The 18,150-nt window shown below is 66.1% G+C and carries 20 protein-coding genes; 6 read left to right on the top strand and 14 right to left on the bottom strand.

Going from position 1 to position 18,150, the window contains the following annotated elements; translation table 11 throughout:
- Positions 1-3 precede the first annotated feature (3 nt).
- Positions 4-723: a peptidoglycan DD-metalloendopeptidase family protein gene (locus ACREYQ_RS05385; protein ID WP_432259733.1), complete on the bottom strand. Its 720-nt coding sequence runs from the start codon at positions 721-723 to the stop codon at positions 4-6.
- Positions 724-915: 192 nt separating this feature from the next.
- On the opposite strand from ACREYQ_RS05385, the gene prfB reads away from it, so the two are divergent.
- The 4 genes from prfB (at position 916) to ACREYQ_RS05365 (ending at position 5,592) form a co-directional block, all read left to right on the top strand.
- A protein-coding gene (gene prfB / locus ACREYQ_RS05380; protein ID WP_432259732.1) for a peptide chain release factor 2 occupies positions 916-2,020 on the top strand; the annotation gives its coding sequence in 2 pieces (ribosomal slippage) (positions 916-996 and positions 998-2,020; 1,104 coding nt in all).
- Between the two features lie 120 nt (positions 2,021-2,140).
- Complete coding sequence (locus ACREYQ_RS05375; protein WP_432259731.1) at positions 2,141-2,899, top strand: SDR family oxidoreductase; 759 nt, start codon at positions 2,141-2,143, stop codon at positions 2,897-2,899.
- Positions 2,900-2,962: 63 nt separating this feature from the next.
- The gene (gene lysS, locus ACREYQ_RS05370; protein ID WP_432259730.1) at positions 2,963-4,507 is read left to right on the top strand and encodes a lysine--tRNA ligase; all 1,545 of its coding nucleotides are present in this window, start codon (positions 2,963-2,965) and stop codon (positions 4,505-4,507) included.
- A gap of 335 nt (positions 4,508-4,842) precedes the next feature.
- Complete coding sequence (locus ACREYQ_RS05365; RefSeq protein WP_432259729.1) at positions 4,843-5,592, top strand: glycine zipper 2TM domain-containing protein; 750 nt, start codon at positions 4,843-4,845, stop codon at positions 5,590-5,592.
- Positions 5,593-5,670: 78 nt separating this feature from the next.
- On the opposite strand, the gene iscX is transcribed toward ACREYQ_RS05365, so the two are convergent.
- The 13 genes from iscX to uvrB all read right to left on the bottom strand — a co-directional run bounded on the left by iscX (position 5,671) and on the right by uvrB (position 15,194).
- Positions 5,671-5,865, bottom strand: a complete 195-nt coding sequence (gene iscX, locus ACREYQ_RS05360; protein WP_432259728.1) for a Fe-S cluster assembly protein IscX — start codon at positions 5,863-5,865, stop codon at positions 5,671-5,673.
- 35 nt (positions 5,866-5,900) lie between these two features.
- Complete coding sequence (gene fdx / locus ACREYQ_RS05355; RefSeq protein ID WP_432259727.1) at positions 5,901-6,239, bottom strand: ISC system 2Fe-2S type ferredoxin; 339 nt, start codon at positions 6,237-6,239, stop codon at positions 5,901-5,903.
- A 40-nt stretch (positions 6,240-6,279) separates the two neighbouring features.
- On the bottom strand, positions 6,280-8,145 hold the full coding sequence (gene hscA, locus ACREYQ_RS05350; RefSeq protein WP_432259726.1) for a Fe-S protein assembly chaperone HscA: 1,866 nt from the start codon (positions 8,143-8,145) through the stop codon (positions 6,280-6,282).
- Between the two features lie 106 nt (positions 8,146-8,251).
- Positions 8,252-8,770 (bottom strand): Fe-S protein assembly co-chaperone HscB, encoded by a 519-nt coding sequence (hscB, locus tag ACREYQ_RS05345; protein WP_432259725.1) that lies wholly within the window; start codon positions 8,768-8,770, stop codon positions 8,252-8,254.
- 65 nt (positions 8,771-8,835) lie between these two features.
- Entirely contained in the window at positions 8,836-9,057 is a 222-nt protein-coding gene (locus ACREYQ_RS05340; protein ID WP_432260367.1) for a DUF3565 domain-containing protein, read from the bottom strand.
- Positions 9,058-9,078: 21 nt separating this feature from the next.
- The gene (gene iscA, locus ACREYQ_RS05335) at positions 9,079-9,399 is read right to left on the bottom strand and encodes an iron-sulfur cluster assembly protein IscA (protein WP_010809024.1); all 321 of its coding nucleotides are present in this window, start codon (positions 9,397-9,399) and stop codon (positions 9,079-9,081) included.
- Between the two features lie 43 nt (positions 9,400-9,442).
- The gene (iscU, locus tag ACREYQ_RS05330) at positions 9,443-9,841 is read right to left on the bottom strand and encodes a Fe-S cluster assembly scaffold IscU (protein WP_010809025.1); all 399 of its coding nucleotides are present in this window, start codon (positions 9,839-9,841) and stop codon (positions 9,443-9,445) included.
- Between the two features lie 66 nt (positions 9,842-9,907).
- Complete coding sequence (locus ACREYQ_RS05325) at positions 9,908-11,131, bottom strand: IscS subfamily cysteine desulfurase (protein ID WP_432260366.1); 1,224 nt, start codon at positions 11,129-11,131, stop codon at positions 9,908-9,910.
- Between the two features lie 55 nt (positions 11,132-11,186).
- A complete protein-coding gene (iscR, locus tag ACREYQ_RS05320) occupies positions 11,187-11,744 on the bottom strand; it encodes a Fe-S cluster assembly transcriptional regulator IscR (RefSeq protein ID WP_115015122.1) in 558 nt (185 codons plus the stop codon).
- A 216-nt stretch (positions 11,745-11,960) separates the two neighbouring features.
- A complete protein-coding gene (locus ACREYQ_RS05315) occupies positions 11,961-12,449 on the bottom strand; it encodes a low molecular weight protein-tyrosine-phosphatase (RefSeq protein ID WP_432260365.1) in 489 nt (162 codons plus the stop codon).
- A gap of 62 nt (positions 12,450-12,511) precedes the next feature.
- Entirely contained in the window at positions 12,512-12,754 is a 243-nt protein-coding gene (locus ACREYQ_RS05310) for a hypothetical protein (RefSeq protein WP_432259724.1), read from the bottom strand.
- A gap of 41 nt (positions 12,755-12,795) precedes the next feature.
- Positions 12,796-13,017 (bottom strand): hypothetical protein, encoded by a 222-nt coding sequence (locus tag ACREYQ_RS05305; protein WP_078195811.1) that lies wholly within the window; start codon positions 13,015-13,017, stop codon positions 12,796-12,798.
- 92 nt (positions 13,018-13,109) lie between these two features.
- Positions 13,110-15,194 (bottom strand): excinuclease ABC subunit UvrB, encoded by a 2,085-nt coding sequence (gene uvrB / locus ACREYQ_RS05300; protein WP_432259723.1) that lies wholly within the window; start codon positions 15,192-15,194, stop codon positions 13,110-13,112.
- A 167-nt stretch (positions 15,195-15,361) separates the two neighbouring features.
- Here uvrB and ACREYQ_RS05295 point away from each other — a divergent pair, with 167 nt between their 5' ends.
- Both ACREYQ_RS05295 and ACREYQ_RS05290 read left to right on the top strand, forming a co-directional pair.
- Positions 15,362-16,558 carry an amino acid aminotransferase gene (locus tag ACREYQ_RS05295; protein WP_432259722.1) on the top strand — a complete coding sequence of 399 codons (1,197 nt, stop codon included), beginning with the start codon at positions 15,362-15,364 and terminating at the stop codon, positions 16,556-16,558.
- A 311-nt stretch (positions 16,559-16,869) separates the two neighbouring features.
- Positions 16,870-18,126 carry a polyhydroxyalkanoate depolymerase gene (locus ACREYQ_RS05290; RefSeq protein ID WP_432259721.1) on the top strand — a complete coding sequence of 419 codons (1,257 nt, stop codon included), beginning with the start codon at positions 16,870-16,872 and terminating at the stop codon, positions 18,124-18,126.
- Positions 18,127-18,150: the final 24 nt, after the last annotated feature.

Genomic DNA, 18,150 nt, shown 5'->3' with positions numbered 1-18,150 from the left:
CGTTCAGCCGCGCGACGGCAGGTAGGCCATCGGGTCGACCGGCTTGCCGTTGCCGCGCACCTCGAAATGCAGCTCGCTCTCGCTGGCGCCCATGCGGCCCACCTCCTGGCCCGCCGACACCTGGGCCCCTTCCGTGACCAGCGGCTGGTCCAGGTTGCCGTAGACGGTCAGCCAGTCGTCGTTGTGCTTGACGATCACCAGCATGCCGTAGCCACGCAGGTTGCCCACGTGGATGGCGCGCCCCGCGGCGGCGGCGCGCACCGTGCCATTGGCCGGCACGGCAATGCGCAGGCCCTTGCTGGCCGGCGGCGCGTAGCCCCCGGTAACCCGGCCATCGGCCGGCCACTGGAGGCGGATGCCGCTGGCGGGCGGCCTGGACGAGCCGCTGTCGACGCGCGGGGTATCGGTCACGGTCTGGCCGGTGCCGGTGGAGGCCGGGGCGCTGCCTGACGCACCACCCGGCGGCCGCACGCGGATCAGCTGGCCCACCTCGATCTGGCCGGGGCTGGTGATGTCGCTGTTCCAGCGGGTCAGGTCGCGCACGCTGCGGCGGTGCTTGCGGGCGATCGAATACAGCGTGTCGCCGCGTTCCACGCGGTAGTAGCCGTCCGGCACCGGGCCGCCGGTGGTGCCGCAGCCGGCCGCAACCGCGGCCGCGGCGGCCAGCAGCAGGCCCAGCGCGCGGCGCCGGCCTGGTTCGATGTCATGTCTGGTTTGCGTCATTCGTCCCTGTTCTTTGTCGTGCCGGGGGGCGGCTTGCGACCGGTATTATCGCCGCCCGGCACGGGGCGGCCCGCCGGATAGACCGCGCGGGGGCCGTTCCGTTCGGTTTGCGGCGCGCCCGGAGCGGCCCGGAAGCCCCGATCCGCCGCGCCAATCCGCTATAATTCAAGGTTTTCGAAGCGCAGGAACATCATGGAAGCAGAACGCCTCAACGCCATCTCCGGTGCCATCTCCGATCTCCGTTCCCGGACGGAAGATCTACGGGGGTATCTTTGACTACGATGTCAAAGTAGGAAGGCTGGACGAAGTCAACGGCTTGCTGGAAGACCCCGACGTCTGGAACAACCCCAAGCGGGCCCAGGACCTCGGCAAGGAAAAGAAGATGCTGGAGGGCGTGGTTGGCGTCCTCGGCAAGCTCACCGACGACCTCAGCGGCGCCGAAGAGCTGTTTGAACTCGCCAGGGAAGAAGGCGACGACGACACGCTCGAAGCGATCGAGACCGACGTCAAGGGCTTCGAGGCCATCGTGGCGGACATGGAATTCCGCCGCATGTTCGCCGGCGAGATGGACCAGGCCAACGCCTTTATCGACATCCAGGCCGGCGCCGGCGGCACCGAAGCGTGCGACTGGGCCTCGATGCTGCTGCGCCAGTACCTGAAGTACTGCGAGCGCAAGGGCTTCAAGGCCGAGGTGCTGGAAGAGTCCGAGGGCGACGTGGCCGGCATCAAGAGCGCGACCATCAAGATCGAGGGCGAATACGCCTTTGGCTACCTGCGCACGGAAACAGGCGTGCACCGCCTGGTGCGCAAGTCGCCGTTCGATTCGTCGGGCGGGCGCCACACGTCGTTCTCGTCGGTGTTCGTCTACCCCGAGGTCGACGATTCGTTCGAGGTCGAGGTCAACCCGGCGGACCTGCGCGTGGATACCTACCGCGCTTCGGGCGCGGGCGGCCAGCACATCAACAAGACCGATTCGGCCGTGCGGATCACGCACATCCCGACCGGGATCGTGGTGCAGTGCCAGAACGACCGCTCGCAGCACCGCAACCGCGCCGAAGCCATGTCGATGCTGAAATCGCGCCTGTACGAGCACGAAATGCGCAAGCGCCAGGCCGAGGCCGACAAGCTCGAAGCCGGCAAGACCGACGTGGGCTGGGGCCACCAGATCCGCTCCTACGTGCTGGACCAGAGCCGCATCAAGGACCTGCGCACCAACGTGGAAATGTCCAACACCCAGAAGGTGCTGGACGGCGACCTGGATCCGTTCATCGAGGCCAGCCTCAAGCAGGGACTGTAGGCAGTACCCGCCGTCCGCCCTGCCGGCGCGGCCGGCGGCGGCACAGCAACCTATCCACCGCTGTACCGCCGCCCGCGCCACACCGGCACGGCGGCAGAGCGACATCTCGACCGGGGCACCATGAGCGAAGCCAATCACCTCTACATCATCACCGGCGCCTCGCGCGGGCTGGGCGCGGCACTGACCAATGCCCTGCTCGTGCCGGGCAACCGCCTGATCTGCGTGGCGCGCAGCCGCAACAACGAGCTCGAGCGCATCGCCACCATGAGCGGCGTGCCGGTGGCCTGGCACCTGCAGGACCTGTCGCAGGCCGGCCCGGCGGCATCCTGGCTCGCCAGCGTGCTCGACACGCTCGACCTCCCGCCGACCAGCGCCACGCTGATCCTGAACGCGGGCGTGGTCGAGCCGATCGGCCCGGTCGCGAATCTGCAGGAAAAGACCCTGGTGCCGCACCTGCTGACCAACCTGGCGGCGCCGATGACGATGACCGCGGCCTTCCTGGAGCGCACCGAGAAGTTCGGCTGCCCGCGCAAGGTGCTGGCGATCTCCTCCGGCGCGGCGCGCCGCCCGGTCGAAGGCTGGAGCGCCTACTGCGCCGGCAAGGCCGGGCTCGACATGTTCATGCGCTCGGTCAACGCCGAGTACGCCCAGGCCGAGGCACCGCGCACCGTGCGCGCGGTGGCGCTGGCCCCGGGCGTGATCGACACCGGCATGCAGGCCACCATCCGCAATGCCGACTTCGCCCAGGTGCAGCGCTTCCGCGAGCTCAAAGCCAATGAACAGCTGGCGTCGGCCGAGGAAACCGCCGGCCGCATCGTCGCCTACCTGCACCGCCCGGATTTCGGCAGCACCGAGCTGGACGATCTCCGCAACCACTAAGCCGCACCCATCAAGCCATCTGAATCCGCGCGCGGCACGCCGCGCGCGATCCGACAAGACATCATGACTGAACCGAACCGCGCCCAGGCCAAGCCAGCCGCCGCAGACACCCCCGCCGTCGACGAGAACAAGATCATCGCGGAGCGGCGCGAGAAACTGGCCGCGCTGCGCCAGCAAGGCGTGGCCTTCCCCAACGATTTCCGCCCCACCCACCAGGCCGCCGCGCTGCAGGCGCAGCACGCCGAGACCGAGCAGGCCACGCTCGAGGCCGCGCCGGTCGAGGTCGCCATCGCCGGGCGCATGATGCTCAAGCGCGTGATGGGCAAGGCCAGCTTTGCCACGGTGCAGGACGGCAGCGGCCAGATCCAGTTCTACATCACGCGCGACAAGGTCGGCGAAGAGGTCTACGCCGCCTTCAAGCACTGGGACCTGGGCGACATCGTCAGCGCCCGCGGCGAGCTGTTCCGCACCAACAAGGGCGAGCTGTCGGTGCAGGTGCGCGAGCTGCGCCTGCTGTCCAAGTCGCTGCGCCCGCTGCCGGACAAGTTCCACGGCCTGGCCGACCAGGAAATGAAGTACCGCCAGCGCTATGTCGACCTGATCGTGTCGCCGGAGACGCGCAGCACCTTCCGCGCCCGCACCAACGCGATCTCGTCGCTGCGCCGCCATATGGCCGATGCCGGCTTCATGGAAGTGGAAACGCCGATGCTGCACCCGATCCCGGGCGGCGCCGCGGCCAAGCCCTTCATCACGCACCACAATGCGCTGGACATGCAGATGTTCCTGCGCATCGCGCCTGAGCTGTACCTGAAGCGCCTGGTCGTGGGCGGCTTCGAGCGCGTGTTCGAGATCAACCGCAACTTCCGCAACGAAGGGGTGAGCCCGCGCCACAACCCCGAGTTCACCATGATGGAGTTCTACGCGGCCTACACGGACTACCGCTGGCTGATGGACTTCACCGAGGACCTGATCCGCAAGGCCGCCATCGATGCCCGCGGCAGCGCCGTGCTGACCTACCAGGACCGCGAACTCGACTTGTCGAAGCCGTTCCATCGCCTGACCATCTGCCAGGCGATCCAGAAGTTCGCGCCGCAGTACACCGACGCGCAACTGGCCGATGCCGCGTTCCTGCGCACTGAGCTGAAGAAGTTCGGCGTCAACACCAACGCGCCGCAATTCCTCAATGCCGGCCTGGGCACGCTGCAACTGGTGCTGTTCGAAGAAACCGCCGAAAGCCAGCTGTGGGAGCCGACTTTCATCGTCGACTATCCGGTCGAGGTCTCGCCGCTGGCGCGCGCCTCGGACACGGTGCCGGGCATCACGGAACGCTTCGAGCTGTTCATCACCGGCCGCGAGATCGCCAACGGCTTCTCGGAGCTGAACGATGCCGAGGACCAGGCCGACCGCTTCCGCAAGCAGGTCGAGCAGAAGGACGCCGGCGATGAAGAAGCCATGTACTTCGACGCCGACTACATCCGCGCGCTGGAATACGGCATGCCCCCGACGGGCGGCTGCGGCATCGGCATCGACCGCCTGGTGATGCTGCTGACGGACAGCCCGAATATCCGCGACGTGATTCTGTTCCCGCACCTGCGCCGGGAAGACTGATGGCTTGCTCCCCTCCCGCTTGCGGGAGCGGGGCAGGGGGTGAGGGCAGGCACTGGCATACCTGCACGTCTCACTTCGTCGATACCCCCGCCCTCACCCCAACCCTCTCCCGCAAGCGGGAGAGGGAGCCCACAATCGGTCGTCGAGATCACCTCGCACCACCTACCGATTGTTACAATCTCCACCGCATCAGCCGGCACATACACAAGCCAACCCATTGATAAAAAAGACTTTTTCCGCCTACATATATTTACAAAATCAAACGGAAATCGTCCCCCGCTTCAGCCACACTGGTTCCATCCCCACGCGGCCTTCGCCGCACCGGAGCCATAACAATGCAAAGCCAAGCCACCCCGAACGACAACACCCCTGCCCCGCTGCCGACGCAACGCCGGCTGCATCCGCTTGTCGGTGCGGCAGCCGTCGCCGTGGTGATCGCCAGCCTTGCCGCAGTCGCCGCCGTGACCGGCGTGCTGCCGATCGGCAAGGCCAGCCCTGACCTGCAGTCGCAGGCCGGTGCGCAGGCAGGCCCGCAAGGACCGCTGCCGGTCACTGCGGCCCCTGCCCCCGGCAGCACCACCCGGCCGCCGGTCTATGACGACGGCCAGCCGCGCCTGGCCAGCCAGGACGCCGCCCGTTCGTCGCAGGCCGCACCGCGCGCCGCCCCGGCACGCCAGCAGGCCGCGCCGCGCGACAGCGAAGCCGGCAGCAGCCAGGGCGCCGATGCCGAACGCCAGCTCCCCAAGGGCAGCCCCTATGCCGGCCGCATTGTCGCCGTGACGCCGGTCCAGACCCAGAAGCCCAACACCAGCGGCCTGGGCGCGCTCGGCGGCGCCGTGGTTGGCGGCCTGCTGGGTAACCAGGTCGGCAAGGGCAACGGCCGCATCCTCGGCACCGTGGTCGGTGCCGTGGGTGGCGGCGTGGCCGGCAACCAGATCGAGAAGGCCGTCAGCAAGGACACGCACTACGAAGTGCGCGTGCGCATGGACGACGGCAGCCACCGCAGCTTTACCTACGAGAAGGACCCCGCCGTACAGGTGGGCGAGCGCGTACACCTGGAGAACGGCGCACTGGTGCGTGGCTGACCCGGCTCTCCCCCCGCGGCACAAAAGCAAGAGGCCGGCGAGATGCCGGCCTCTTGCTTCAATCTGATACGACGGGCGTTACTCCGCTTCCTGGATCCAGGCCTGCTGGATCGCCTCCAGGATCTTCTCGCCCGAACGCTCGGGCACGTCGGCAAAGCCCTCGAGCTCCAGCACCCAGCGGCGCAGGTCGGTAAAACGCACGCCGCCCGGATCGACGTCCGGGTACTTGTCGTACAGGGCAGCCGCGATGGCGTAGGTATCGGTCCACTTCATGAGGTGTTTCTCCGCTGAGGTCAGTGCCGGGCCGCTCAGTGGCTTTCCTTGGCGTGGTTGATGGTGTACTTCGGGATCTCGATGGTCAGGTCTTCCTCATCGACGATGGCCTGGCACGAGAGGCGCGAGTTCGGCTCCAGCCCCCAGGCCTTGTCGAGCAGGTCTTCTTCCTTCTCTTCGGCCTCGTTGAGCGAGTTGAAACCCTCGCGCACGATCACGTGGCAGGTGGTGCAGGCGCACGATTTCTCGCACGCATGCTCGATCGCGATGCCGTGCGAGAGCAGCGCATCGCAGACGCTGACACCCGTCTCGGCTTCAATCACCGTCCCATCCGGGCAGTATTCGACGTGGGGCAAAACTATGATCTGTGGCATCTCGTGTCCTGGTATCTTTAATGCGGTGCAGGCGTGGTGATCAGCCCAGCTCCTGCACCTTGCGCCCCGCCAGCGCGCTCTTGATGGAGCGGTCCATGCGGCGGGCGGCGAATTCGTCGGTACCGTGCGACAGCTTCTCCACCGCGGCGTGGATGGCGTGATGGTCCTCGCCGGCGGCGATCTCGCGCACCGTGGCCATCAGCGCTTCCACCGCGGTGCGTTCTTCCGCCGACAGCAGGTCGCCATCGGTTTCCAGCGCGCGCTGCGTGGCTTCGACCAGCCGATCGGCTTCCACGCGCTCTTCGGCCAGCGCGCGGCTCTTCATGTCGTGCTCGGCTTCGCGGAAGCTGTCCTGCAACATGCGCGCGATATCGTCGTCGGCCAGGCCGTACGACGGCTTGACCGTGACCGAAGCCTCCACGCCCGAATGGGTCTCGCGCGCGGTCACCGACAGCAGGCCGTCGGCGTCGACCTGGTAGGTCACGCGGATGCGCGCCGCGCCGGCCACCATCGGCGGGATGCCGCGCAACTCGAAGCGCGCCAGCGAGCGGCAGTCGCTGGCCAGCTCGCGCTCGCCCTGCAGCACGTGGATCGCCATCGCGGTCTGGCCGTCCTTGAAAGTGGTGAATTCCTGCGCGCGCGCCACCGGAATGGTGCTGTTGCGCGGGATGATCTTCTCGACCAGGCCGCCCATGGTTTCCACGCCGAGCGACAGCGGGATCACGTCGAGCAGCAGCCAGTCTTCGCCCGGGGCATGGTTGCCGGCCAGCAGGTTGGCCTGCATCGCGGCGCCCAGCGCCACCACGCGGTCCGGGTCCAGGTTGGTCAGCGGGGTCTGGTCGAAATAGTCGCCCACCGCCTTGCGGATCGACGGCATGCGCGTGGCGCCGCCCACCAGGACCACGCCCTTGACCTCGTCGGGCCCGACGCCCGCGTCGCGCAGCGCCTTGCGCACCGGTGCCAGGGTCTTCTGCACCAGGTGCGCGGTGACCTGATCGAAGATCTCGACCGTCAGCGTCAGGTGGACGATCTCGCCGGAGTCCAGCACGGCGTCGATCACGGTGTTGTCGCTTTCCGACAGCGCTTCCTTGGCCGCGCGCGCACGCACCATCAGCAGGCGCATGTCCTGCGCCGACAGCGGCTGCAGGCCGGCCTGCTCGACGATCCAGCACAGCAGGCGCTGGTCGAAGTCATCGCCGCCGAGAGCCGAGTCGCCGCCGGTGGCGAGCACCTCGAACACGCCCTGCGTCAGCTTGAGCACCGAGATATCGAAGGTGCCGCCGCCCAGGTCATAGACCGCGTAGATGCCTTCCGAAGCGTTGTCCAGGCCGTAGGCAATGGCCGCGGCGGTGGGCTCGTTGAGCAGGCGCAGCACTTCCAGGCCGGCCAGGCGCGCGGCGTCCTTGGTTGCCTGGCGCTGGGCCTCGTCGAAGTACGCCGGCACCGTGATGACCGCGCCGACCAGGTCGTCGCCAAGGCTGTCCTCGGCGCGCTGGCGCAGCGTGGCCAGGATCTCGGCGGAGATCTCCACCGGGCTCTTCACGCCGGCGGCAGTCTTGATCTGCAGCATGCCCGGCGCATCGACAAAGTCATACGGGCTGTGCTCGATATTGGTCACGTCGCGCAGGCCGCGGCCCATGAAGCGCTTGACCGAAACGATGGTGTTCTTGGGGTCGCGCACCGCTTCTTCCTGGGCCCGGTACCCGATATGGGTGGTACGGTCCGGCAGGTAGCGCACGACCGAGGGCAGCAGCGCGCGGCCGCGCTCGTCGCCCAGCACTTCGGGGATACTGCTGCGCACCGCGGCCACCAACGAGTTGGTGGTGCCGAGGTCGATGCCGACGGCCAGGCGGCGTTGGTGGGGCGCCGGCGACATGCCGGGTTCGGAAATCTGGAGCAGTGCCATGGTAATTCTTCGCTGTCTTGTACGGCAGGGAAACCGCCATGCGGGCGGCATGGGGGCGGTTTTCGCGCCGGGCGCCATTGTGTCACGGCCCCGGCAATCTTGCCGGTCAGTCTTCCAGCCGGTCGATGGCCTCGCTGGTATCGTGCTCGATCTTCTCGATAAACATCAGTTGACGCACCGCGCCGCCGGCCGCCTCGTTGTCGCCGGCATCCAGCAGCGCGCCGAGCGCATCGTGACGCTCGCGCTTTTCCTGGCGCAGGCTGCGCAGCAGCGCATCGAGCCGGTCCACCGCGCGTTCTTCCACCGCTTCCTGCAGCGCCTCGCGCCATTCCATCTGCTGCATCAGGAAGGCCGGCGCCATCGCGGTGTTGTTCTCGGCCTGCACATCGACGCCGCGCAGCCCCAGCAGGTAAATGGCACGCCGCAGCGGCTGGCGCAGCGTGCGGTAGGCTTCATTCGCGTGCGCGGCCCATTGCATCGCCACGCGGCGCTCGGCATCGCCCGCCTTGGCGAAGCGGTCCGGATGCGCCTGCGACTGCACCGTCAGGTACGCCGCATCCAGGGCGGCCTCGTCCACGCCGTACTGCACCGGCAGACCAAACAGTGCAAAAAAATCGTCTTTCAACTGCTTCCCCAAGAAAAAGGAGCGGCCGCGCCGCCCCTTAGTCCATCACCGCTGCCGCTGGCCGGTCAGGCGCGCTGCCGCGCCCACTCGGCCGGCGGCTCGTTGCGGTCGCACTTCAGGCAGTTCACCCGCGTGCCGATCATGCCGGCGCGGCCCTGCTCGCTCTGCGTCCACGGCCGCGACTGCCACGGCGGATCGTGCCTGACGTGCTGGCCGTGGCCGCATTCGAGTTCGGCCACCCAATGGCCTTCCTCGTCACGATGGAACCCTGTGATGCCGCGCTCCACCATGCTGGCGCGTGGCCTGGCTCAGACCGTGAAAGACTCGCCGCAGCCGCACTCGTCCTTGACGTTGGGGTTGTTGAAGCGGAAACCTTCGTTCAACCCCTCACGCGCGTAGTCGAGTTCAGTGCCGTCGATATACGGCAGGCTCTTGGCGTCGACGATGACCTTGATGCCGTGCGATTCGAACACCGCGTCTTCCGGCAGCAGTTCGTCCACGTATTCCAGCTTGTAGGCCAGGCCCGAGCAGCCGGTGGTCTTCACGCCCAGGCGCAGGCCCACGCCCTTGCCGCGGCGTTCCAGGTAGCGGGCCACATGCTTGGCCGCTTTCTCGGTCATGGTGATCATCGTTGCGTCTTCCTTCGTCGATGCCGTGGTCAGTGCGACAGAATCAGGCAGCCTTCTGCTCGGCGCCGTGCTTCTTCTTGTAGTCTTCGACGGCGGCCTTGATCGCGTCTTCGGCCAGGATCGAGCAGTGGATCTTCACCGGCGGCAGCGCCAGTTCTTCGGCGATCTGGGTGTTCTTGATCTCCAGCGCCTGGTCCACGGTCTTGCCCTTGACCCATTCGGTCACGAGCGAGGACGAAGCGATAGCCGAGCCGCAGCCGTAGGTCTTGAACTTGGCGTCTTCGATCACGCCGGCCTCGTTGACCTTGATCTGCAGCTTCATCACGTCGCCGCAAGCCGGCGCGCCGACCATGCCGGTGCCGACCGCGTCGTCGTTCTTGTCGAACGAACCGACGTTGCGGGGGTTTTCATAGTGGTCGAGAACCTTGGTGCTGTATGACATTTTGCTTACCTCTTGCGTATCTTTGCGGGGGTATTGCTTTTATTCTGCTGATCTGCGGCGGACGCGTCAGTGCGCGGCCCACTGGATCGAATTCAGGTCGACGCCGTCCTTGAACATCTCCCACAGCGGAGACAGGTCGCGCAGCTTGCCGATCTTGCTCTTGAGCAGCTCGACGGTGTAGTCGATTTCCTGCTCGGTGGTAAAGCGGCCCACCGTGAAGCGGATCGAGCTGTGGGCCAGTTCGTCGTTGCGGCCCAGCGCGCGCAGCACGTACGACGGCTCCAGCGAGGCCGAGGTGCAGGCCGAGCCCGACGACACCGCCACGTCCTTGATCGCCATGATCAGCGACTCGCCTTCGACGAAGTTGAAGCTGACGTTCAGGTTGTGCGGCACGCGGTGTTCCAGGTCGCCGTTCAGGTAGACCTCTTCCATGTCCGACAGGCCGTTCCACAGGCGGTCGCGCAGCATGCGGATGCGTTCGTTTTCAGTCGCCATCTCTTCGCGGGCGATGCGGAAGGCTTCGCCCATGCCGACGATCTGGTGCGTGGCCAGCGTGCCGGAGCGCATGCCGCGCTCATGGCCGCCGCCGTGCATCTGCGCTTCAATGCGCACGCGCGGCTTGCGGCGCACGTACAGCGCGCCGATGCCCTTGGGGCCGTAGGTCTTGTGGGCCGAGAACGACATCAGGTCGCACTTGAGCTTGCCCAGGTCGATCGCCACCTTGCCGGTCGCCTGCGCGGCGTCGCAATGGAAGATGATGCCCTTCTCGCGGCAGATCTCGCCGATCTGCTCGACGTCCTGGATCACGCCGATCTCGTTGTTGACCAGCATCACTGAGACCAGGATGGTGTCCGGGCGCAGCGCCTGCCTGAACACGTCCATGTCGAGCAGGCCGTCTGCCTTCACGTCCAGGTAGGTCACTTCAAAGCCCTGGCGTTCCAGCTCGCGCGTGGTGTCCAGCACGGCCTTGTGCTCGGTCTTCACGGTGATGATGTGCTTGCCCTTGCCCGCATAGAAGTTCGCGGCCCCCTTGATCGCCAGGTTGTCCGATTCGGTTGCCCCCGAGGTCCACACGATCTCGCGCGGGTCGGCGCCGACCAGTGCGGCGACCTGCTCACGCGCTTCTTCCACCGCGCGCTCCGCTTCCCAGCCGTACGCATGGCTGCGCGAGGCGGGGTTGCCGAACTGCTCGCGCAGGTACGGAATCATCTTGTCCGCCACGCGCGGGTCCACCGGCGTGGTGGCCGAGTAATCCATGTAGATGGGGAAATGTGGGGTGCTCATCGTTATGACTGCCTTGTAAGGGACCGCTGATCGCTGTTTTGCTGTCGTTGCCCGGGCGCGTTCAGGACTGCGCCAGGCTGAAAACTGAATTCACCATTCTGGCCCGGACCGGCTTTTCCTGCTTGTCGGCCTTGCCGCGCGCCGCGGCCGCCACCGGCTGCGCGGCGTCTTCGCGCATGTCGTGGAGCACCGTCGCGGGCTGGCGCTCGCGCTGCTGGTCCACCAGGTTCTTGAGGGAAACGGAGTCGAGGTACTCGACCATCTTCTGGTTCAGCGTGGCCCACAGTTCGTGGGTCATGCAGCGCCCGGAGCCGTCATCTCCGTTACAATTGCCCTTGCCGCCGCACTGGGTGGCATCCAGGGGCTCATCCACCGCGATGATGATGTCCGCAACTGTGACGTCTTCGGCCTTGCGCGCCAGACTGTAGCCGCCGCCCGGGCCGCGCACGCTTTCGACGATCTCATGCCGGCGCAGCTTGCCGAACAGCTGCTCCAGGTAGGACAGCGAGATCTTCTGCCGCTGGCTGATGCCGGCGAGCGTGACCGGTCCCTGGTCCTGGCGCATGGCCAGGTCGATCATCGCAGTGACCGCGAAGCGGCCTTTGGTGGTCAGTCTCATGGTGCAGGGCTCTGGGGTGAAGCGAATACTTGATCGTTTCCGTCAAGTATAAAGGTACCCGACTAATTCAGTCAACTACCCTTGCCGCAGTGCACCACCCGCCATCAGGCTTCGCGCCCGCCCGCGGTCGTTTCCGGGCCTGCCACGCCGGGCGGCATCACCAGCGTTCGTGACAGCGCTGCGCAAGCGGCCGGAAGACGGCGGATGGCGCCGGCGTCAGCCGGCGTTGCCTTGCAGCCGCTGACGCAGCTCGGCCACCAGGCCGTCGCAGGCGTCCTCGATATAGTCGAGCACGCGCTCGAAGCCATCTCCCTCGCCGTAGTACGGGTCCGGGACCTCGTCGGCGTCATGGCGGGTGGCGAAGCTCATCAGCAGGCGCACCTTGTCGCAGGCATCCGGACACAGCCGCATCAGGCCGGCCAGGTTCTCGCGGTCCATCGCCAGGATCAGGTCGAAGCGGTCGAAGTCGGGCACGCCGACCTTGCGCGCACGCAGTGCCGACAGGTCGTAGCCGCGCTGCAGCGCGTGGCGCTGGGTGCGGGGGTCGGGCGCGCGGCCGAGGTGGTATTCATGCGTGCCCGCCGAATCGAGCTCCACCAGCGGCTCCAGCCCTGCCGCCGCCAGCTTGGCGCGCAGCACGCCCTCGGCCGTCGGGGAACGGCAGATGTTCCCCATGCAACACATCAGGATGGCGTATTTCTTCATCGGATCGAGGCTTGGCGGGAGTGGCATGGCAGGCGCAATTCTACCCGCAGCCCCCCGCAGCGCTAGGCCAGTTGCCTGGCCAGCCGCTCGCCATGCGCAAACCCGGCCACTTCCGCGGCCTCGGCCGATTTGTAATGGTCGGTGATGAGCGAGGTCTCGGTCAGCGTGCCCGCGGCCCGGATATTGGTGCGGGGGCGGCAGACGCGCACGGTGTAGGACCATTCGCTCTGCGAGCGTTGCCTGACCTGGACCTGCACTTCGTGGGTTTCATAAACCTTCTTCTTCCATTCACCGATTTCGGTCATTGTGGTTCTCCACGGAAAATGGGGGATGCGCGGCTGGCCGGCTAGTTGACCTCGCCCGCGTCGATCGCGCGCATGGCGCCGGCCTCCGCCAGGGCAATGGCCGCTTCTTGCGTGGGCGCGTCGCCCGCTATCGCCTCGAAACTTGGGCCAGACGGCTCGCCGAAGGCATCGGCGATGCGCATCCGCGCCGCAAACCCGCCCGCGGCATTCGGGATCGCGCTGACCACGATCGCGTAGCCGCCGTATTCAAACTGGCGTTCCATCGCAACTCCTCCTCGGCGCGCACGGCAGCCTGGCCGCCACGCCCTCCATGACGCATTTCACTATAGGCCAGCCCGGGCCGGCATCGTGCGGATCAGGCGGGTGGCAAGGCACCATCGCCGCTGGCGCCGAACACCTGCGCCTTGAGCTTGGCCAGCTGGTCGCGCACCTGCGCCGCCTGCTCGAACTCCAGGTTGCGGGCATGGTCGAGCATGAGCTTCTCCAGCCGCTTGATCTCCCTGGAGACCTGCTTCTCGCTCATATCCTCGTAGCGGGCCTGCTCCTGCGCGGCCTGCAGCTCGGCCCTGGCATCGCTGACGTTGTAGACGCCGTCGATGATGTCCTTGATGCGCTTGACCACGCCGCGCGGCGTGATGCCGTTGGCCTCGTTGAACGCGATCTGCTTGGCGCGGCGGCGCTCGGTCTCGCCGATGGCCTTCTTCATCGAATCCGTCATGCGGTCCGCGTACAGGATCGCGGTGCCGTTGACGTTGCGCGCGGCACGCCCGATGGTCTGGATCAGCGAGCGCTCGGCGCGCAGGAAGCCTTCCTTGTCCGCATCGAGGATCGCCACCAGCGACACCTCGGGAATATCCAGGCCCTCGCGCAGCAGGTTGATGCCGACCAGCACGTCGAAGGTGCCCAGGCGCAGGTCGCGGATGATTTCCACGCGTTCCACGGTGTCGATATCCGAGTGCAGGTAGCGCACCTTGACGCCGTTCTCGGACAGGAACTCGGTCAGCTGCTCGGCCATGCGCTTGGTCAGCGTGGTCACCAGCACGCGCTCGCCGGCCTCGACACGGGCGTGGATCTCGGACAGCAGGTCGTCCACCTGCGTGGTCGCCGGGCGCACCACGATGATGGGATCGACCAGTCCGGTCGGACGCACCACCTGCTCCACCACCTGCCCGGCATTCTCTTTCTCGAACTGCGCGGGCGTGGCCGAGACAAACATCACCTGGCGCATCTTGCGCTCGAACTCGTCGAACTTCAGCGGCCGGTTGTCCAGCGCCGACGGCAGCCGGAAGCCGTAATCCACCAGCGTGGTCTTGCGCGCGCGGTCGCCGTTGTACATGCCGTTGAGCTGCCCGATCAGCACGTGCGACTCGTCCAGGAACATCAGCGCGTCCGGCGGCAGGTAGTCGACCAGCGTCGGCGGCGGATCACCGGGGCGTGCACCGGACAGGTGCCGCGAGTAGTTCTCGATGCCTTTGCAGAAGCCCAGCTCGGACAGCATCTCCAGGTCGAAGCGGGTGCGCTGCTCCAGCCGCTGCGCCTCGACCAGGCGGTTTTCCTTGTGGAAGAATTCCAGCCGCTCGCGCAGCTCCGACTTGATCGCCTCGATCGCGCGCAGCACGGTCTCGCGCGGGGTCACGTAGTGGCTCGACGGGTAGACCGTGAAGCGCGGGATCTTCTGGCGCACGCGGCCCGTCAGCGGATCGAAGAATTGCAGCGACTCGACTTCGTCGTCGAACATCTCCAGCCGCACCGCCATCTCGGCGTGTTCGGCCGGGAAGATGTCGATGGTGTCGCCGCGCACGCGGAAAGTGCCGCGCTGGAAGTCGGTCTCATTGCGCGTGTACTGCATCGCGATCAGGCGCGCGATCACATCGCGCTGGCTGATCTTGTCGCCGGCGCGCAAGGTGAGAATCATCTGGTGGTATTCGGTCGGGTTGCCGATACCATAGATCGCCGAGACGGTTGCCACGATGATGGTGTCGCGGCGCTCCAGCAGGCTCTTGGTCGCCGACAGCCGCATCTGCTCGATATGCTCGTTGATCGACGAGTCCTTCTCGATAAACAGGTCGCGCTGCGGGACGTAGGCCTCGGGCTGGTAGTAGTCGTAGTAGCTGACGAAGTACTCGACGGCATTGCGCGGGAAGAATTCACGGAATTCCGCGTAGAGCTGCGCCGCCAGTGTCTTGTTCGGGGCAAACACGATGGCCGGCCGCCCCATCCGGGCGATCACGTTGGCCATGGTGAAGGTCTTGCCCGAGCCCGTGACGCCCAGCAGCGTCTGGAACGACAGGCCGTCTTCCACGCCCTCCACCAGCTGCCGGATCGCCTCGGGCTGGTCGCCGGCGGGCGGGAACGGCTGGTACAGCTGGAACGGGGAGCCGGTGAATGTGACGAATTTGTCTTCGTCCAGGGCCGGCGCGGCTTCGGCAAGGTTCGTCATAGGGGCGGAATCAGGGAAATACCTCAGGAAAACGGGCGGATACGCTAGAATCTTGGGGTTGTCAGCCCCGCTTCAATCCAGGAAGAGACCGGGCCTGCCAGCCCCCAGCGCAGTACGGAGCATTCTACGCCTTCCGTTTTCTTACATAGCCGACCACGAGATTCCAAATGAGTTTGTTTTCTGCCGTCGAGATGGCCCCGCGCGACCCGATTCTGGGCCTCAACGAAGCCTTCAATGCCGATACCCGCCCGACCAAGGTCAACCTGGGCGTTGGCGTGTACTTCACCGACGAAGGGAAAATCCCCCTGCTGCGCGCCGTCCAGGAGGCAGAAAAGGCCCGTCTGACCACGGCCACCCCGCGTGGCTACCTGCCGATCGAGGGCATCGCCGCCTATGACCAGGCCGTGCAGACGCTGCTGTTCGGCAAGGAATCGCCGCTGATCACGGAAGGCCGTGTGGTGACGGCCCAGGCACTTGGCGGCACCGGCGCGCTGAAGATCGGCGCCGACTTCCTGAAGCGCCTGTACCCGGACGCCAAGGTCGCCATCAGCGACCCGAGCTGGGAAAACCACCGCGCCCTGTTCGAATCCGCCGGCTTCCCGGTGGTCAACTATGCCTACTACGACGCCCCCAGCCACGGCCTGAACTTTGCCGGCATGGTGGAATCGCTGAAGTCGTTCGCGGCCAATACCATCGTCGTGCTGCACGCCTGCTGCCACAACCCGACCGGCGTCGACCTGTCGCCCGAGCAGTGGAAGCAGGTGGTGGAACTGGTCAAGGAACGCAACCTGATCCCGTTCCTGGACATGGCCTACCAGGGCTTTGCCGACGGCATCGACGCTGACGGCGCCGCCGTGCGCCTGTTCGCCGATTCGGGCCTGCCTTTCTTCGTGTCGAGCTCGTTCTCGAAGAGCTTCTCGCTGTATGGCGAGCGCGTGGGCGCGCTGTCGATCGTCACCACCGGCAAGGAAGAAGCGCAGCGCGTGATGTCGCAGGTCAAGCGTGTGATCCGCACCAACTACTCCAACCCGCCGACGCACGGCGGCACCGTGGTCGCCACCGTGCTGAACAGCCCGGAACTGCGCGCCATGTGGGAAGAAGAGCTGGCCGAAATGCGCGACCGCATCAAGCTGATGCGCCACGCGCTGGTGGACAAGCTCGCCGCCAAGGGCGTGCCGGGCGACTTCTCCTTCGTCAAGGCCCAGCGCGGCATGTTCTCGTACTCGGGCCTGACCTCGGCCCAGGTGGACCGCCTGCGCAACGAGCACGGCATCTACGCCGTCGGCACCGGCCGCATCTGCGTGGCCGCGCTGAACAGCCGCAATATCGACGCTGTGGTCGATGCCATCGCTGCTGTGATGTAAAAGACCTTTCGCCCGGCCATCCCGTCACGGGTAATGGCTGGCGCAAGCGTCACAAAGCAATGCACAAAAAGCGGCTTCGGCCGCTTTTTGCATTTGTTTACGATTTATCAGCCAATGTCATCAAGAAATCAGCCATTTACCTTATTGTTTTCCGCAGCTAAGGAAGTACTTTAAGGTATATGCTGCATAGCAAGATCGTCAGCACGGTCGTTCGATTAAGGGCATAATCGCCGGCACGATCCAAGGTGTATTGTCAGTACATTAGTACTTGGTGGTACGTATTTCCAAGCAAGACCCAGGCAGAAAACGGCATGCTCTACCAATTGCATGAGTTCCAGCGCTCGATCCTGCACCCGCTGACCGCGTGGGCCCAGGCGACCGCGAAGACCTTCACCAACCCCCTCAGCCCGCTCTCGCTGGTTCCCGGCGCTCCCCGCCTGGCTGCCGGCTACGAGCTGCTGTACCGGCTCGGCAAGGAGTACGAGAAACCGGCGTTCGACATCAGGTCGGTGCGCTCCAACGGGCGCGACATCCCCATTGTCGAGCAGACCGTGCTGGAAAAGCCCTTCTGCAAGCTGGTGCGCTTCAAGCGCTATGCCGACGACCCGGAAACCATCAAGCTGCTCAAGGATGAGCCGGTGGTGCTGGTGGCCGCGCCGCTGTCGGGCCACCATGCCACGCTGCTGCGCGACACGGTGCGCACGCTGCTGCAGGACCACAAGGTCTACGTGACCGACTGGATCGATGCACGCATGGTGCCCGTGGAGGATGGCGCGTTCCACCTGTCGGACTACATCTACTACATCCAGGAATTCATCCGCCATATCGGCGCCGAGAACCTGCATGTGATCTCGGTGTGCCAGCCCACGGTGCCGGTGCTGGCCGCGATTTCGCTGATGGCCTCGGCCGGCGAACAGACGCCGCGCACCATGACCATGATGGGCGGCCCGATCGACGCGCGCAAGAGCCCCACCGCGGTCAACTCGCTGGCGACCAACAAGTCCTACGAGTGGTTCGAGAACAACGTCATCTACACCGTGCCGGCCAACTACCCCGGCCACGGCCGCCGCGTCTACCCGGGCTTTTTGCAGCATGCCGGTTTCGTGGCGATGAACCCGGACCGGCACCTTTCCTCACACTATGACTACTACCTGAGCCTGGTCGAAGGCGATGCCGACGACGCCGAGGCCCACGTGCGCTTCTACGACGAATACAACGCGGTGCTGGACATGGCGGCCGAGTACTACCTCGACACCATCCGCGAGGTGTTCCAGGAGTTCCGCCTGGCCAACGGCACCTGGGCCATCGACGGCAAGCCGGTGCGTCCACAGGACATCAAGACCACCGCGCTGATGACCATCGAGGGCGAGCTGGACGATATCTCCGGCGCGGGCCAGACCGCCGCCGCGCATGACCTGTGCGCCGGCATCCCGAACAACCGCAAGCAGCACCTGAACGCGGAGCGTTGCGGCCACTACGGGATCTTCTCGGGCCGGCGCTGGCGCGACGACATCTACCCGCAGCTGCGCGACTTCATCCGCAAGTACCACCCCGCCTCGGCCAAGTAAAAGTAATCGCCCGCAACTGCGGTC

This window comes from Cupriavidus sp. TMH.W2 (genome assembly GCF_050847365.1).
In the GTDB taxonomy this organism is placed as follows: Bacteria; Pseudomonadota; Gammaproteobacteria; order Burkholderiales; family Burkholderiaceae; genus Cupriavidus.
Note: the sequence above shows the minus strand (reverse complement) of the source record. Positions and strands in the feature narration are given on the sequence as shown.